Source organism: Candidatus Gastranaerophilales bacterium (assembly GCA_028696075.1).
Lineage (GTDB): Bacteria > Cyanobacteriota > Vampirovibrionia > Gastranaerophilales > JAILCC01 > JAQVHS01.
This window is the reverse complement of record JAQVHS010000001.1, coordinates 65,390-81,912: the sequence shown is the minus strand read 5'-3', so window position 1 is coordinate 81,912 and position 16,523 is coordinate 65,390. Positions and strand designations below refer to the sequence as shown.

General features: G+C 35.8%; 14 protein-coding genes. 5 read left to right on the top strand and 9 right to left on the bottom strand.

Annotation, left to right across the window (positions count from 1 at the left end; genetic code table 11):
- The first annotated feature begins 39 nt into the window (after window positions 1–39).
- The 3 genes from PHX18_00415 to PHX18_00405 all read left to right on the top strand — a co-directional run bounded on the left by PHX18_00415 (window position 40) and on the right by PHX18_00405 (window position 3,605).
- Complete coding sequence (locus tag PHX18_00415; GenBank protein ID MDD3593071.1) at window positions 40–1,161, top strand: acyl-CoA dehydratase activase-related protein; 1,122 nt, start codon at window positions 40–42, stop codon at window positions 1,159–1,161.
- Window positions 1,154–2,362, top strand: coding sequence for a U32 family peptidase (locus PHX18_00410; protein ID MDD3593070.1), 1,209 nt, complete (start codon window positions 1,154–1,156; stop codon window positions 2,360–2,362). The genes PHX18_00415 and PHX18_00410 overlap by 8 nt, the downstream gene beginning before the upstream one ends.
- A 181-nt stretch (window positions 2,363–2,543) precedes the next feature.
- Window positions 2,544–3,605 carry a hypothetical protein gene (locus tag PHX18_00405; GenBank protein ID MDD3593069.1) on the top strand — a complete coding sequence of 354 codons (1,062 nt, stop codon included), beginning with the start codon at window positions 2,544–2,546 and terminating at the stop codon, window positions 3,603–3,605.
- A gap of 79 nt (window positions 3,606–3,684) precedes the next feature.
- On the opposite strand, the gene PHX18_00400 is transcribed toward PHX18_00405, so the two are convergent.
- From PHX18_00400 to PHX18_00360, 9 genes are all read right to left on the bottom strand, one after another.
- On the bottom strand, window positions 3,685–3,972 hold the full coding sequence (locus PHX18_00400) for a helix-turn-helix transcriptional regulator (GenBank protein ID MDD3593068.1): 288 nt from the start codon (window positions 3,970–3,972) through the stop codon (window positions 3,685–3,687).
- Between the two features lie 234 nt (window positions 3,973–4,206).
- Entirely contained in the window at window positions 4,207–6,042 is a 1,836-nt protein-coding gene (gene uvrC, locus PHX18_00395; protein ID MDD3593067.1) for an excinuclease ABC subunit UvrC, read from the bottom strand.
- A gap of 57 nt (window positions 6,043–6,099) precedes the next feature.
- Window positions 6,100–6,795, bottom strand: a complete 696-nt coding sequence (locus PHX18_00390; protein ID MDD3593066.1) for a prepilin-type N-terminal cleavage/methylation domain-containing protein — start codon at window positions 6,793–6,795, stop codon at window positions 6,100–6,102.
- 53 nt (window positions 6,796–6,848) lie between these two features.
- Complete coding sequence (gene rsmG, locus PHX18_00385; protein MDD3593065.1) at window positions 6,849–7,577, bottom strand: 16S rRNA (guanine(527)-N(7))-methyltransferase RsmG; 729 nt, start codon at window positions 7,575–7,577, stop codon at window positions 6,849–6,851.
- Window positions 7,574–10,099 carry a tetratricopeptide repeat protein gene (locus PHX18_00380; protein ID MDD3593064.1) on the bottom strand — a complete coding sequence of 842 codons (2,526 nt, stop codon included), beginning with the start codon at window positions 10,097–10,099 and terminating at the stop codon, window positions 7,574–7,576. Before PHX18_00380 ends, rsmG begins: the two co-directional genes overlap by 4 nt.
- A 76-nt stretch (window positions 10,100–10,175) precedes the next feature.
- Entirely contained in the window at window positions 10,176–10,532 is a 357-nt protein-coding gene (locus tag PHX18_00375; GenBank protein ID MDD3593063.1) for a YraN family protein, read from the bottom strand.
- 14 nt (window positions 10,533–10,546) lie between these two features.
- Window positions 10,547–12,340: a translational GTPase TypA gene (gene typA, locus PHX18_00370; GenBank protein ID MDD3593062.1), complete on the bottom strand. Its 1,794-nt coding sequence runs from the start codon at window positions 12,338–12,340 to the stop codon at window positions 10,547–10,549.
- A 72-nt stretch (window positions 12,341–12,412) separates the two neighbouring features.
- On the bottom strand, window positions 12,413–13,153 hold the full coding sequence (locus PHX18_00365) for a 7-carboxy-7-deazaguanine synthase QueE (protein ID MDD3593061.1): 741 nt from the start codon (window positions 13,151–13,153) through the stop codon (window positions 12,413–12,415).
- Complete coding sequence (locus PHX18_00360; protein ID MDD3593060.1) at window positions 13,146–14,219, bottom strand: DnaJ C-terminal domain-containing protein; 1,074 nt, start codon at window positions 14,217–14,219, stop codon at window positions 13,146–13,148. The genes PHX18_00365 and PHX18_00360 overlap by 8 nt, the downstream gene beginning before the upstream one ends.
- A gap of 70 nt (window positions 14,220–14,289) precedes the next feature.
- On the opposite strand from PHX18_00360, the gene PHX18_00355 reads away from it, so the two are divergent.
- A complete protein-coding gene (locus PHX18_00355; protein MDD3593059.1) occupies window positions 14,290–15,099 on the top strand; it encodes a hypothetical protein in 810 nt (269 codons plus the stop codon).
- A gap of 118 nt (window positions 15,100–15,217) precedes the next feature.
- Window positions 15,218–16,522 (top strand): ATP-binding protein, encoded by a 1,305-nt coding sequence (locus tag PHX18_00350; GenBank protein MDD3593058.1) that lies wholly within the window; start codon window positions 15,218–15,220, stop codon window positions 16,520–16,522.
- Window position 16,523 lies beyond the last annotated feature (1 nt).

The following is a 16,523-nucleotide window of genomic DNA, read 5'->3' as shown; positions in this document are numbered from 1 at the left end:
AAAATATTATAGCAAACGAATTACACAACCAGCGAAGATATGAAAAATAATAAAAAACCAAAAGTATCATTCCCCCATATGGGTACAATATACGTAGTTTGGGGTTCTATAATAAACTCTTTAGGCGGAACAGCGATAATTCCGCCGTACTCAAGCAAAAAAACATTATCTTTAGGGACAAAATACAGCCCTGAAGCAATTTGTCTGCCGTATAAACTTGTATTGGGCAATTTTATAGAAGCGATAGAAAAAGGCGCGGACCTTGTAATAATGCTTAGCTCCCCGGGGATATGCAGGCTTGGCGAATACGGTAGAACAGTGAAAAGTGCGCTTGAGAACTTGAATTTAGTCGCAGAATACTATGATATTGACCTGTATAAGGGTAAATTCAAAGAAATGTACAAGTGCATAATAAAAATGACAGGGGTTCGTAATCCTGTCAGAATAATAAAAGCGCTTATTTTAGGTATTAAAAAAGTATTTGTGCTTGATAAACTGGAAAATATAGTTTCATACTACCGTGCAAGAGAGATAAACACAGGCGGCGCGGAGAAAATTCACAAAAAAATAATTAAGAAGATTTTTGAAGCCTACACAAGCAGGGATTTAAAACTCGCTCAAAAAGAAGGGATAAAAGAACTTAGATTAATTCCGCTTGATGTAAACAGAGAAATATTGCATGTTGATTTAACAGGCGAAATTTTTATGGTGTTAGACCCTTTTGCCAACCAAAATATAGAACGTGAACTCGGCAGATTGGGGGTACAGGTAAGACGCAGCTTAACCATAAGCAGCTGGCTGAAAGACGCTATTATTCCTAAAATATTTTTAAAAGGCGAAACCCACCTTCAAAGGGCGGTAAGGCTTGCACGACCCTATTTAACAAGGGATATAGGCGGAGATGCAATAGAATCTATAAGCGATATTATTAACGCCGACAGCAAAGGAACTGACGGGATTATACATATTTCGCCGTTTACCTGCATGCCTGAAATTATGTCGCAAAATATATTTCCTACAATGAGAGAAGAGTGCAAAATCCCCATCTTGCCCTTGATTATGGATGAGCAGACCGGACGGGCAGGTTATGTAACAAGGCTGGAAGCATTTGTGGATTTAATGAAGCGCAGAAAAAGAATGTCAGAGGGCAAAAATGACTGAACTTTTGATGCCTGCAGGCAATCTTGAAAAACTGGAATATGCAATAAAATACGGTGCTGATGCGGTATATTTCGGGATGGTGGATTTTTCGCTTCGCAGCATGAAATCTGGTGAGATTATTAACCGGTTTAATATTAAATCTGCTGTGGAAAAAGCCCGTGCACTAGGAGCAAAAGCCTATATGACAGCTAATATTTTTGCATTTGATGAGGATATAAAAAACCTTGAAGAAAAAATGGAAATGATAAAAGAAGCTGCCCCTGATGCAATAATTTTTTCTGATTTTGGGGTTTTGCGCACTTTGAAAAAATATCTGCCTGATATCCCTTTGCATGTAAGTACGCAAACAAATACGCTTAATACCGAAGCGGTAAAATTTTGGCGTGACAACGGTGCAAAAAGAATTATTCTTGCCAGAGAATTATCTTTGGAGCAGATAAAAAAAATAAGAAAAAACGTGCCTGATATAGAACTTGAAACTTTTGTTCACGGCGCACAATGTATGTCATTTTCAGGACGCTGTTTATTAAGTGATTATATGACAGCAGATGAAAGAAAGGCTAATCACGGCAACTGCGCACAACCATGCCGCTGGAATTATAAACTGCTTGAAGAAACACGCCCCGGAGAGTACTACGAAATAGAAGAAAATGATAAATGGACAACTATCCTGAGTCCTAAAGATTTGTGTCTTATTGAATACATTCCTGCGCTTATTGATGCGGGGGTTGATTCTTTCAAAGTGGAAGGACGTACAAAAAGTACATATTACGTTTCCTGCATCGCGAAAACTTATAAAAATGCGATAAACGATTATATTAAAAACGGATTTATTGACAACAAATACTACATAAATGAAGTGTTAAAAGTTCGCCATAGAGGCTATACAACAGGGTTTTTTCTTGATAAAAACCAAAAAGGCAACTACACATATCAAAAAGAGCCGTCAGATGTAGGGAATACGTTTTGCGCGCAAATTTTGGATAAAACAGATAAAGGGCTAAAAACATTAATTAAAAATAATATATCTATGCATGAGGAATATGAATTTATATCCCCTAGGGAACAATTTTTTACTAAAATAAGTGCTATTGTTGATGAATACGGCAACCAAACAGAGCATGCCAAAACAAATGATATTGTATTTTTAACGTTTGAAAGACCGCCTTTAACCTATGAAAACGGATTGCTCAGAAGGTGAAAATATGCCCTTATTAAGAATTGTTAAGATATTGAAGTCTGAAAAGCCCTGTAAGACAAGGGGTTTAAAATTTGTTAAAAATTTTTCTCTTATACTAGCAATCTTTTTTATGGAGCATTGTTATATGAGTATCAAATTTCATCACATGTAAGTAGCAAATGAATTATATATGAGGTAAGTTATGTCAACAATTCCAAATTTACAACAGTATCCCCCACAATTGCAGCCCCATTATCCTAATCCATACGGACAACAAGCGGCTCCCCAGCAGTATTACACAAACCCTTATGCCCTGCCCCAGGTAAATGCGGTAAAAATCGATATTAACAATCCGCAAGCATACGGCGGACAAGGTCAGGCGCAAGCCCAGCAATTATCACCATACAATATTCCGTATGCACCTGTATATCATCCTGCAGCAGGACAACCAATTCCTGCGCCTGCAGCATACGCTCCGCCAATCGTGCCTGTTCAACCTGCACCTGTATCCGCTGTTCCTACAGCTCCCGTAGCTCCTGCAATTCCTGTGCCGGTCGTTCCTGCACCGACTCTTGTGGCAGAAACTCCTGCTCCATCATCGGTTGCGGCAGCAGAACCTATAGCTCCCGTAACACCTGTTGCGGCAGCAGAACCTATAGCGCCCGTAGCACCTGTTGCTCCCGTACAAGAAGCAATCCCAAGTACAAATCTTGATGTGAACGGTTTGATTGCAGCTTTGGCATCATCAGACCAAGATGCCCAAACCGCAGCAATCCAAAAAATAGCGGAGGTGGCACAAGCTGACCCAATCGGCTCAAAGTCATTACTTAATGAACAAGTATTTGAAGGTTTGAGTAAAATAATTAACGCCGATACATCAAAACTTCAAGGACCTGCCGGCGATGCCCAAAATCAAGCGCTTTCACCGTTGGAAAAAGCTGAAATCAACAAACAATTCGGCGTATATACATTAGCAATTCTTCAAAAGAATTTCAGGGAAGAAATCAACAAAGAAATGGCAAAAAACAACTTGCCAAGTATCTCGGTTAATGACCTGCCTTATATAAAAGAAGGTATTGTTGATAACTTAAAAGACAATCCAAACCCAACGGTAAGAGAAGCTTGTCTAAGCGCTCTTAACTATCTTGGCAAACCTGAAGACAAAGAAGTACTAAGAATCTTATATGACATCAGTGCAAAACACGATGCCAACAATGCGGTAAAAGCAACAGCAAGTGAATATTTGAGCAAATTACCCGCATAATAAAGAATTGTTGAGTGGGGGAAAACTCAACAGTAAATCACATAACAATTCATTTTAACGCTGCTATATGCAGCGTTTTTTATTTTTCTTCAATCAACTGAAAATCTTTTGGCAGTTTTTGTTCCAAAGTAGCGATAAATTCGCCAAAAGTCATATCAAGAGCATTGGCAATCCGCCAAAGAGTCGTCAGTTGAGGATCCCTTAAGCCTTTTTCAACTTTATCAAGAGAACTACTCGGGATATCATACTCATAAGCTAAAAGAAGAATTCCCTTTCCCTTTTGTTTTCGCTTTTCTTTGATTATTTTCCCTACAGTCCTTAATAAAATTTCTTTTTTTGTATATTTATCATTTTGCGAGGTTTGCATATAAATGATTTTAATGGTATATTACCAATTAGTTATTACTTATAGAACATGGCTAATAGGATATAAAAGGCTTTGGATAAAGTATTTTTATTTATTGATAAAATGCAGTCTGGACAACTGTTGGATAATATTATAATAGTTTTAGCAGCAATAGTTTGCATAATTGTTACAATGAAAGCAAAAAAATCTTAACGCTTAATTACTCCTTTGCCCGCGGAGGTTAGGCGCTTTAGACTATTTAGATTGCCTGATTTTATTGTATAGCGCTTTTGCACAAGTTTTCCCCACTATTTTTTCCAAATCTTTGCGCTTTGCTTTTACTATACCCTTAATATCTTTAAAGGCTTCATACAGAGCCTTTTTCCTTTTTTCGCCAAGATATTTTACACCATCAAGAATGGAGGTCAGAGCTTGGGTTTCACGCAGTTTTCTGTGGAAAGAAATAGCAAATCTGTGCGCTTCATCTCTTATTCTTTGGAAAAAAAACAATGCAGGTGAAGTAAACGGAATTATCACAGGGTTGCTTTGATATGGCAGGAATATTTCTTCAAGCTGTTTTGCCAGAGATACGATAGGCTGGTTTCCCGCATTTAACTCCTCTAAAACCTCAACAGCGCTCGATAATTGACCTTTGCCGCCATCAACTATGATTAAATCGGGCAAAGGCAGGTTATACTTTATGAGCCTTGAATAGCGTCTTCTAATAACCTCTTTCATTGATTGGAAATCATCCGGCATTCCTTCTGTTGAATGTATTTTGTATTTTTTATAGGCGGATTTTAAAGGTTTTCCGTCTTGAAAAATCACCATGCTGGCAACAGTGTTTGAGCCTTGAGTATGAGAAATATCAAAGCATTCAACAATATGAGGAAACTTTGGCAGATTAAGTTTTTCTTTGATATAACTGCCAACTTCGTTCCAATCTGATTGCAACTGCATGAGGTCGTTAATTTTTAATTCTTCAAGATATGAAGAGGCATTTTTATTGGCAAGTTCTATCAAATCATGTTTTTTTCCTGTTTTAGGTTCTATTAAATGGCAGCTTCTGTTTCGTTTTTGGGCAAGCCAACTTTCAATTAACGTTCTTTCACTTGTTTCGATTTCCAAAGGAAGCAGTACTTCTTTGGGAATTTCCTCACCTTCTTGCATAAGGTAGTAATTTTTCAGAAAAGCCAAAACGGCTTCTTGAATAGAATCTGTTTCATTTTTTAAAATTTCAAAATTCTTTTTATTCAGCAAACGCCCGGTTCTTATTTCTAAAAGAGAAATAACGAATCGAATATCATCTTGTACTATACCTATAACATCCTGGAAACTTGTTAAATTTTCATCAACCACTTTTTGTTTTTCAATAGCGAGCTTTATATCAAAATAGCTGTCACGAAATTTTGCAGCCTTTTCATATTGCTGATGTTGAGCGTATAATTCCATTTGCTTCTTGAGCTCTTCAACAAGTTCGCCCTGTCTGCCTGAAAGAAATAATTCTACTTGTGCAACGATTTTCTTGTATTCTGAAGGTTCAACAAGTTTTTGGCAGGGTGCCAGACATCTGCCCATTTGATAATAAATACATGGACGGTCTTTGAATCTTGGTGTGGAACATTGTTTTAAGGGGAACAACTTTTTTATATGTTCAAGTGTAGAGTACATGGCTCTTGAATTTGTATAGGGACCAAAGTATTTCCCTTTGCGTTTTTGCTCATCTCTGTTTCTTCTGGTTATTAAAATTCTCGGATAATCTTCTTGTGTAATAAAAAACCAGGGGAATTTTTTGTCATCTTTAAGCAGAATGTTGTATTTGGGCTTATGTTTTTTAATCAAATGAGATTCCAGAATCAATGCTTCAATCTCTGAATCTGTGATTACAAATTCAAACCTTATAATTTGTGGCACCATAACTCTAAGTTTGGGAGTGTCCAATGTCTTGTTAAAATAGCTTTTAACCCTGTTTTTAAGGCTCTTGGCTTTGCCGACGTAAATAATTGTGTTCGTACAATCGTACATCAGATAAACCCCGGGAAGGGTTGGTAAAAGCTTTAACCTGTCTTTAATAGTAATTTCTTTCTTCATAACTATATTATAAAGCTTTTTTAAATATTACAAAATCGGACTTTTTGAGATAGAAAATTATTTTCTCAAATAATCCATATTTCCGTTTTTGAGAAGCAAAGAGCTGCAGCCAAAACCGTTTTCGCTAGAAATTATATGAATAGTACAATTATAACCTTCATAGGGTCTTATTCCTTTAGTCGTTATTAAAAAAGTGAATGCATCAGCCCCGAGTTGATTAGGACTTTTATCACCATTTATATCGACTAAAATCGCACCACAAACATCTTGATATGAACCTCTTGTAAAATTGCAGGCAGTAGAATAGCTAATCATGCCCAAAGAAGTTTGATCGGCAAGCCGAGCCCTTGCCCAAGAACCACTTGTATTGTAATTAAGTGCTGGAGATGTGCCTACTCCCTTATACACTAAATCCGGAAAGCAGCCTTTAGTCAGGTTGCATATTTTATCGACTTTCATATGCTTCAAAAATATGCTCAAAGGATTTTGAGCAGCAGTAGCAAAGGCGCCCCAACCCCAATCTTTGACGGTACCATCTTGTATTTCTGCCAATATAAAAGCTTGGCTTAAACTAGAATATAATTTTCTCACTTGAGCCACAGTAGCTTGCTCTTCCCAACTTTGCAAAATAGACGGTATAGTAACCACTGCCAAAATGCCTATAACCATCAAAGTTATAAGTACTTCAGCTAACGTAAATGCTTTATATTGCTGACGTTTGATGAATATTTTGTTGTACAACCTTTTGCTCATTTATATTTTTGGGGTTCCTTTTTTCAAGACTATACTAACATGATTTATAGACTTTACAAAATCGGGCTTTTTTTAGGTATACCAATTTGGCGTGGGTAAAGAGCCGGCGTGGTTTTTATTTTTTCAAAAAGAAGTAAATTTCTTGAATAAGATTCTTCTTTTTTTAACTCATAAGAAAAAGTTTCTTTATAACTTGCACCCAGTGTATGAACGGCTGTTTTAGCCTCGCTTATTTCTTCTTGAGCGCTGAGGGCTTTGAATGCCAGAAAATGTCCGCCTTTTTCTACAAACGGGATACAATATTCACTGATAACAGAGAGTCTTGCTACAGCTCTAGTTGTTGACAGAGAAAATTTTTCACGATATTTTTTATCGGCGCCAAGTTCTTCTGCTCTTGCATTGACCACTTCAAGATTTTTCAGACCTAAATGTGCTGCTAATAATTCAAGAAATTTTGTTTTTTTTGCTATGGAGTCAACAGCAGTGACATTACTACAAGGGAGTGCTATAGCCATTACCGCTGAGGGAAAGCCTCCACCTGCACCTATATCTATAATTTTGTCAAAGTTTGCTTTGTCCTTGAAAACACCAAAGGATAGGCAATCTAAAAAGTGTTTGACAAAAATTTCATCTAAATCAGTATTAGAAATAAGGTTGGTATGCGTGTTATATTCGGTTAAAAAGTTTTTATATTCTTCAAACTTTAAAAGCATATCATCATCTAAAGTTATGCCAAAGCCCAATGCGCCTGTTTTTAATTGTTTTAAGTATGTTTTTGTCATCGTTTTTTTAGTTCTTTCAATAAGAAGTTGTATGCGCCTTCGCCTATTTCATCGACAATATTTTTGAACCTGCGCTCAATTTTGTTTTTACTGTCCGTGGAAATCGTACCGTCAATATTCTTTTTTGCCAGCAAGTATGCTTTTATTGCATTTTTGAAGTCTTTGGAGTAGAAAAATGCATCGCCTAACTCCAAATAGCTTGAAGCAATTAAATAATTATCGTTTGATTTTTTCGCGGTTTGAACCTGTTTGATAAAGACTTTTACCGCAAGTTTAATTTCATGCTTCATAAAGAAAATATTGGCAAGGCAGGACAAGTTTTTGACCTGACCTTCGATGTTATTGGTTTTTTCATCCAGGAAGAAGGATTTTTTATAATAAAAAACAGCTTTTTGATAGTCGCTTTCCTCATCAAAAATGTTCGCAAGGTTAGAATAAGCGGATGCCAAAACAGGGTTAAGTTCGTCGTCCTCAAAGTTTTTTATGGACGATAAATAATACTGTTTGGCAAACTCTGTGTTATTCAAATCATCATAAATCAGCCCCTTATTAAAATTAATTCTGGCGACATAAGCCTTATTATCAAAGTCTTGGGCTAATTCAAGAGCGCTATCATAATATTTTAAAGCTGCGTCATAATTTTTTTCAAGCTCATTAACTACAGCAAATTCGATAAGGACATCCAGCTTCATCAAATCATCAAGTTCCTCGAATTTTTTGTTTAAGATATCCAAACATTCTAATGCCTGAGGGTATTTGTAGGTTTCAATTAGGGCTTTTGCAAGGCTCATTCTGATAGAATCTGTTATTTGCGGGTTTTCTTCCTCGTTAATCAGGCTTAATGCGGATTTAAAATAACCAGTACTTTTAGCGGCTTCATCCTGCTCGTATAGTTTTAGGCCGCTTTGATAAAGCATGACAGCTCTTGTATTATCATCCTCATCCTTTTTGCCGGGCGGGTTGTCTGCTTCATCAATTTTTTTCAATTCTTTTTGGGTTGCTTTTCTTAAAATATCGTCAAGCAAGTTATCTTTGTTTTCTTCGCTCAAAGGCTTAAACTTCTCGCTTGTTGCCTTTAGAAGCTCTCTTTCTTCACGTGTTAACAGTATTTCTTCATCGTCTGTTGTAGTGTCTTGATTTTCACATTCACATTCTTTTTCCTCAGGCTTGTTTTCTACAATTTCTTTTTCTATCGAGTTAACCACATCCTGCTTCATATCAATAATAGGTTTATAATACTTGCTTGAAGCAATATATTTGATTTTTTCGCTGTCTACTTTTTCATCGTCATTATATTTAATTGAGGCAATTTGTCCTGAAAGCATAGAATTTTTTTCAAGCTTTGAAAAAGCGTTATAATGATAAAATTTTTCTGAATACATAGTTGCCCTGGATAAAATCAGAAGTCTTTCCTCCGGTCTTAAAGGAATTTGTTCGGCGTAAAAATCGGCGATTTTAGAATGAACCGCCATTTTCTCACGGTCAGTCATAAAATCAACTATAATTTCTTTAACAAAATCTCTCGTCTCAAAATCACGTTCTTCTTCTATGAGCATGAAATCTTTTAACTGAGCAACCGCCTCATCTGCACGGTTGAAATGCTCTATGGTTTTCAGAACGTTAACGGTAACAGGGTGTCTGAACATAGCAAGATAAAAAATAATTCTTTTGCTGTCTTCTGATAAATGGGTATAAAGTTTTTTAACCAAAAACGATTCAATATTAGCCGTTTGGGAATTATATTCTTTCATTATTTCAGCAAGCGGCAGGTCCAGGGTTTTTTGTGAATTTGCCAAGAAATTCAGCAAAAACGGGTAACCGCCCGTAGCTTCATGAATAGGCAACACCATGGATTGGGGTATTTCAATATTATAAAAACTGAAAAACTCGCCGGTTTTATCTTCTTCAATTCCGGCTATTTTTATCTGCAGAACACTATCTTCCTGCAAGGGAACTTTAGCTTCATTAAAGGTATTGGCAAAAACAATGGTTTTTATATTCTGCATTGAAGAAAGGTACTGCAGGAAACTTAAAATGTTTTTAGCCGCAATCGCTCCGTCTTCATCATAAAGCTTCTCAAAATTTTCCAAAATTAAAACAAAAGGTGTAGCATCTTTTTTCAGGAAATTCATAATCTTTTCATCAATGGAAGAGGGCTTGAATATAGTTTTGCCTTTTGTTTTCATCTCTTTTTCAACAGGAGTTGTTATCAAATACTTGTAGAGGTTAAAGAAGATATCATCCAATTCAACAATATCGTTGCAGTTATAGCGAAAGACAAGAACATTCTTATCCAAAGATTTCGTCATAATTTCCCTGAAGGCACTTTTGCCGGAGCCGTTTATACCCTTTATTACAAAGAAAGAATAATTATCAATTTCACGGTAAAATGTTTTCAGATTTTTATATTGTAAAGTGGCAAAATAATGCAAAAAATCACTCAAATTGCCCGCAAGTAATTTGAAAAATTTTTCTATATCCGTATTAATATTTTCTAGAAGTTCTCTTCTTATAAAACCCAATGAATGACACCTGATATTTTAATTATAAAATCATTATACCTATTTTTTAAAAAAACTAAAAAGTTTTAAGCAAAATCTACCCGAAAATATTTTTAACAAGTTCAATTTGCGGCTGATGTCCTAAAATAACACTAATCGCATCAAACCTGTAAGAGTTGTATTTTTGAGAACATTGGGATAAATAAGCAAGTCCTGTCATCTTAATTTGTTCGAGTTTTTTATAGCTGATAGCTTCAAGAGGATGACCGCAAGCCAAAGACCTTCTTGCCTTTACTTCAACAAAGACCAAAACATCTTTATCAACAGCAATAATGTCAATTTCGCCGAGTTTACCGTAATGCCAGTTTCGCTCAATGATTTTAAAACCGGACTGTTGCAGAAATTCAACTGCCAAATCTTCGCCATTATTTCCTGTTGTTCTATTGTTTATCATGCCTGCTCCAAAGGTTAGATAAATCTTGTTCTTGTTAAATCAGCTTTTCTGATACGAATATTTTCAGGTGTGATTTCAACCAGCTCATCTTCGGCAATGTATTCGAGAGAATCTTCAAGGCTCATAAGCTTAGGGGCTTGCAGCGTAACCATAACATCTGCCGTAGCGCTTCTCATATTAGTAAGTTTTTTGGTTTTGCAGATATTTACCGTAATATCCTGCATTTTATTACCTTCACCGATAATCATACCACGATAGACCTTAGTTTTAGGGGTAATAAAAAAGACCCCTCTGTCCTCAAACTGCGCCAAAGCATAAGGGACAGCTTCCCCGTCTTCATGGCTGATAATAGACCCCGGGCGAAGTTTTGCGATATCGCCTGCATAAGGCATATATTTGTAAAAAGTATGATACATTATGCCTTCGCCTCTTGTAAACCTTATAAAATCACTTCTAAATCCTATCAGACCGCGTGCAGGGATTATAAAACGCATATGAGTACGTCCGCCTGAAACGCTCATGTCTTTCATCTCGCCTTTTCTGTTAGCGAGTTTTTCTATGCAGGAACCCGCATACTCTTCAGGTACATTGATAATAAGATTTTCAAACGGTTCACAGTGGACAGAATCAATGGTTTTGAATATAACTTGAGGTTTGGAAACCTGAAATTCATACCCTTCACGGCGCATTGTTTCAATTAAAATTCCAAGATGCAACTCACCCCTGCCGCTAACTCTGAAAATATCTGTGCTGTCTGTATCTTCAACACGTAGACTGACGTTTTTTTCAAGTTCATGATAAAGTCTTTTTCTGATTTGTCTGCTGGTAACGAAGGTTCCTTCTGTTCCTGCAAAAGGACTGTTATTAACTGAAAAATTCATCTGCAAAGTAGGTTCATCAACTTTAATCAACGGCAAAGGTTTAGGGTTAGCTACAGAAGAAAGCGTTTCTCCTATCTGCATATCGCTAAACCCTGCAACAGCCACAATATCACCTGCTCCCGCCGATTCTATTTCAACTCTTCCGAGGTCTTTGAAGCCGTATAGTTTAACGATTTTGCCCCGTTCTATTGAGCCGTCTGTTTTAACCAAAGCTACTTGTTCTTGAGATTTGATAACCCCGTTAACTACTCTGCCTATTACAATTCTGCCTACATAATCATTGTAATCCAATGTAGTTGCCTGAAATTGCAATACTTTTTTTTCATCGCCTTTCGGGGCTGCAATATTTTCTAAAATACAATCCAAAAGCGGAGTAATATCCTTTTCTTCATCTTCAAGTTCTTTTTTAGCAAATCCTTGCAAGCTGCTCGCAAAAATAAACGGAAAATCTATTAAATCCTGATTGTCCGTTAATTCTGTAAATAAATCAAAAACCTCATCCAATGCGCGATGAGGTTCAGCTCCCTGTTTATCTATCTTGTTGATTACAACAATAATTTTAATACCAAGCTCAAGCGCTTTTGACAGTACAAAGCGGGTTTGGGGCATAGGACCTTCTGCCGCATCAACAATTAGCAATGCACCGTCTACCATACCTAAAACACGCTCTACTTCTCCGCCAAAATCTGCGTGTCCGGGTGTGTCTACAACGTTAATTTTTACATCTTTGTAGTTGACGGCAATGTTTTTAGAAAGGATAGTAATCCCTCTTTCTCTTTCCAAGTCATTGCTGTCTAAAATTCTTACTTCAACATTTTGATTTTCTCTGAATGCACCGCTCTGTTTAAGCATGCAATCAACCAAAGTTGTTTTGCCATGGTCAACATGCGCTATTATTGCAATATTTCTGATTTTTTTATTTTTCATTTCTACCTCACTACACAAAATCGTACTATAAAAAAATTTCATAGTACATAATTCTACATCTCAAATGGTTAATTACATCAAGTTCATGTACTTATGCACCTGCGGGATAAGTCTTGTATTAGGATACAAGTCCGCCGTATAGGCAAACATATCTTCCAGCGCCTTTCCTTCAAGTATTTTTGTGCGGTCTTTATAATTTGCAGGCTGAATTATTAACGGCAGATTATAAGGGCTTATAATATCAATAACTTTTAAAATCTCTTCCTTATCGTAATTATTATCAACAACTATTTTTACAAAAATTTCTTTTTCGTATTTAACAGCAGTTTTGATAAACTTTATATTGTCCAAAAACGTATTTTCCTGACCCGTAGCGCTTTTAAGCTTAATGTCCATAGAAATTATATCGACAAGGTCAATAATTTGTTCAAGCTCAAACCACATTATACCGTTTGTTTCAAGATAGATTTTAGTTGGAATTTCGGATTTAAGCGCAGGTAAAAAATCCTTCAAAAATTCATAATCCATAAGCGGTTCACCGCCCGTAAGGCTGATACTATGGTGGTAATGCTGATAGAAGTTTTTTACGATTGCAATTAAATCGGCTGCAGCGCAGGGATTATCAAGCAATTTTTCAGTTCCGTCAGGGCTATGGATAGCAAACTTGTCTTTAGCGTAATAATCCGTATCGCAGTAGCTGCAATTGAGATTACACTTTGCAAATCTTATAAACAGTTGTTTTTCGCCGATATAAGGACCTTCTCCCTGAATAGAAGAAAAAATTTCAGACAAGTCGGCAGTGTTATCACTCATTGATTAAATCCTCTCTCGGGTTAAAATCCCTTGCTTTAGAGAGTTTTTTATACAATTCTTTTTCTTCGGGAGAAAGGTTTTTAGGTGTTTTTATATACACGGTTACAATGTGATTGCCTCTTTTTTTGCCGTCTTTATCAAAAATCCCCTCATCTGCGAGTTTGAATTTTTGTCCTGATGAGGTTTCAGGCGGAATTCTCATATTTATATGTCCGTCAATGGAGGGGATTAAAATATTTGTACCAAGAGCAGCTTCTGACGCTGTTATAGGGATATCGGAAAGAACATCCAAACCGTCAAATCTGAACATATCACTTTTTTCAATATTTACTTTAAGATAAAGATTGCCGTTAACACCGCCATTTTGCCCGCTATTTCCTTCGCCCGCTATCATGACTTTTTCGCCGTTTTTAATATCGGGCGGGATTTTTACCAGTATTTTTTTATGCGAAGAAACTTCGCCTGCGCCCTCGCACTTGTTGCATTTAGCTTCATTTATAAATTTCTTGCCTGTGCAGTTGGGGCAGCATTGAGTATGCAAAACATTAATCCGCCTTACTGTTCCGTTTTTGGCTTCGTTTACCGTAATAGTTAAATCTACCGTAATATCTGTTCCGTTAACAGCGCCTGATTTAGGTTTATCGTCTTTAACAAAAACACTCTCCATAAATTCGGAGAATACATCGGCAAAAGGTTTGGACTTATCTTTAGCATTTTTTTGTTTGGAGGGCGGGGGTTGGGTTTTTGAATAAGCCTGCTTAGCCTGCTGCTGTTGTTGTTTGTTGGACTGCGGCGGAGGCGCTTCGGTTTTAGTCTGCGGGGGGGCTTCTTCAGGCTGGTTATACCCTCTTACATAATCGTATTTTTTGCGCTTAACTTCATCAATTAAAACGTCATAAGCCTGGGTGATTTCAATAAACATTTTTTCGCTGGACTTGTTCCCCTTGTTAACGTCAGGGTGATATTTGCGAACTAATGTTCTGTATGCCGATTTAATTTCTTTCTTATCGGCAGAAGGATGGAGACCTAAAACAGCATATAAATTTTTATCTTTGAACTTATACATAAGATGATTCTACTCTATATTTTCATAATCATGCAATAATGAATTTAGAAACACAAGGGGATTAAGTATTTTGCATGAAAAAGTACTGGAATATTTAAAATCACAAAATATAGAAATAAGCCTTAAAACAAAAGCACGGGGGCATCTTGGATTTTATACAAAGGGTAAAATTGCAATATCAAAAAATATCCCCAAAGAAAAACTCGTACAGATTTTATTGCATGAATATACCCACAAAATCCACAGCGAAATTGAAAAAAATAATTTTAATAAAGGCGGAACGCTTGAGTTCTTATTTGATATTCAGGATGTATCACAAATAACAAGGGAGCTTCTGAGAGTGACGCATTTCGTTGATGAAAACTCGCTGTTTTTGAAATTTCAAGAGCCTTTGCGTAAATTTGAAAAAGAGATAAAAGAGCTTGAAAATCAAATAAAACGCCAATATCCGGACTTTAAAAAATCAAAGAAATTTGAAGCCTTTGAAACATATTTAAAGAAAACAAAATCCAAAGCAAAATATTTCCTGAAATACGACCACATAAAAATAGTTACACCGATTTTTCGAAAAACAGAATTTTACAGTATAAATACATTGGAAGAAGACTTTCCGGAACTGGGCGAAAATTTTAAAAACTATATTAAACTCTTGTCTGTCTACCGCAAATGTAAAAAACTTAAAAATCGTATTGCAAAAATGAAAAGATATTACAAAAAACCAACCGAATTATTCGCAAGATTTATAGAGGGGCTTGTAATTGATTATGATACCACCGTTAAAATAGCGCCCTCAGCTTATAATCATTTTATAATGCTTCTAAAAGCCGGCAGGTATAGTGATTTGGAAAATATTTTGAAATTGCTGCTGCCGAATATATAAATTCAATATTTACAACCAGAGAAAAAAGTGTTAATATAACACATAATTATATGCGCCTTTATATCACAGCTGTTATCGGTAGCGACTTACAACCTTATACTCCCCAAAAAAGGTAAATATGTCTGACGAAACTTTACTAAAAAATAAGAAGATTAAAATTAATTTTAATCAGCTTGAATTAAATAATTTTATAAATAATTCCTATGAGCAAAAAGAGAAAGAACGTATTGTTAAATGGATAATTAATGCTTTGAGGGAAAATTTAAGCATAAAAGGAACTTTGGATAATATTTGCAAAGAGATAGGAGTACTGCTGAATGTAGATAGGTGCAGCATTGCTATTTTTAACTTTAACAAGAAACAATTTGAAATTCACAGCGAACATATTAAACACGAAAAAATTCCCAGGTTGTCAGAAGAATTTCAAATAATAAAGATGCACGAATTATGGGATGATATTGTTCAAAAAGAAAAACAATCTATAGTAATAAATAACTTTGACAGATGTAATCAGGAAATAAAAAAATACTGCGCAAAAGATTTAAAATCATTGATACTAACCCCGATTATAGGCACTAAAAAGAAAATATACGGTTTAATTTTAAACGAAGAACTGACAAACGAACGGCAATGGAAGCACTATCATATAGAATCGCTTGAATATATAAGCAGCATAATCGGGATAAATATAAGGCAAAACTACCTTAATAAAAAACTTAAAAAAACCAACACATTAAAATCAACATTTCTTGCCAATATGACACATGAATTCCGTACACCGTTAAATGCTATCATAGGATTTGCGGATTTATTAAGCAGCGTGGATTGTAACAATCTTACGGGTAAACAAAAACATTATTTGAAAAATATTTCGTACAGCGCTAACCACTTATTAAGGTTAATCAATGATGTATTGGAACTTTCAAAAATTAATGCCGGAATAATTGAAGCTAACTTTGAGACCTTTAACTCACAAGAAATAATTCAGGAGACAGTAGACAGCCTGCAAAGTCTGGCTTTGGAAAAACAAATAACGCTTAAAATAAGTATTGTTAATGCAAAAATATTCAGTGATGCACAATTTTTCAGGCAAATTTTGTACAACTTAATCAATAATGCAATAAAATTCACTAACCCAAAAGGAAAAGTAATAGTACGTTCCAAAATTATAAAGAATAACTTAAAAATTGAAGTGGAAGATAACGGAATAGGTATAGCTAAAAAGCACTTTCACAAGGTGTTTAAACAGTTTGTCCAGATAGATTCCGGTTACTCAAGGACACAGGAAGGAACAGGATTAGGATTGGCTTTAACACAAAAGCTTGCAGAAATTATAGAAGGCGACATAGGTTTTACCTCCAAACTCAACAAAGGTTCAACCTTCTGGGTAACCATTCCGAAAATTATTCGGGAAGAAACATAGG

Bases quoted from the DNA above. Each gene is read 5' to 3' on its own strand.
- PHX18_00375 (MDD3593063.1), bottom strand. From the start codon at position 10,532: ATGATAAACAATAGAACAACAGGAAATAATGGCGAAGATTTGGCAGTT.
- uvrC (MDD3593067.1), bottom strand. From the start codon at position 6,042: ATGAAGAAAGAAATTACTATTAAAGACAGGTTAAAGCTTTTACCAACC.
- typA (MDD3593062.1), bottom strand. From the start codon at position 12,340: ATGAAAAATAAAAAAATCAGAAATATTGCAATAATAGCGCATGTTGAC.
- PHX18_00400 (MDD3593068.1), bottom strand. From the start codon at position 3,972: ATGCAAACCTCGCAAAATGATAAATATACAAAAAAAGAAATTTTATTA.
- PHX18_00350 (MDD3593058.1), top strand. From the start codon at position 15,218: ATGTCTGACGAAACTTTACTAAAAAATAAGAAGATTAAAATTAATTTT.
- PHX18_00405 (MDD3593069.1), top strand. From the start codon at position 2,544: ATGTCAACAATTCCAAATTTACAACAGTATCCCCCACAATTGCAGCCC.
- PHX18_00360 (MDD3593060.1), bottom strand. From the start codon at position 14,219: ATGTATAAGTTCAAAGATAAAAATTTATATGCTGTTTTAGGTCTCCAT.
- rsmG (MDD3593065.1), bottom strand. From the start codon at position 7,577: ATGACAAAAACATACTTAAAACAATTAAAAACAGGCGCATTGGGCTTT.
- PHX18_00410 (MDD3593070.1), top strand. From the start codon at position 1,154: ATGACTGAACTTTTGATGCCTGCAGGCAATCTTGAAAAACTGGAATAT.
- PHX18_00365 (MDD3593061.1), bottom strand. From the start codon at position 13,153: ATGAGTGATAACACTGCCGACTTGTCTGAAATTTTTTCTTCTATTCAG.
- PHX18_00390 (MDD3593066.1), bottom strand. From the start codon at position 6,795: ATGAGCAAAAGGTTGTACAACAAAATATTCATCAAACGTCAGCAATAT.
- PHX18_00415 (MDD3593071.1), top strand. From the start codon at position 40: ATGAAAAATAATAAAAAACCAAAAGTATCATTCCCCCATATGGGTACA.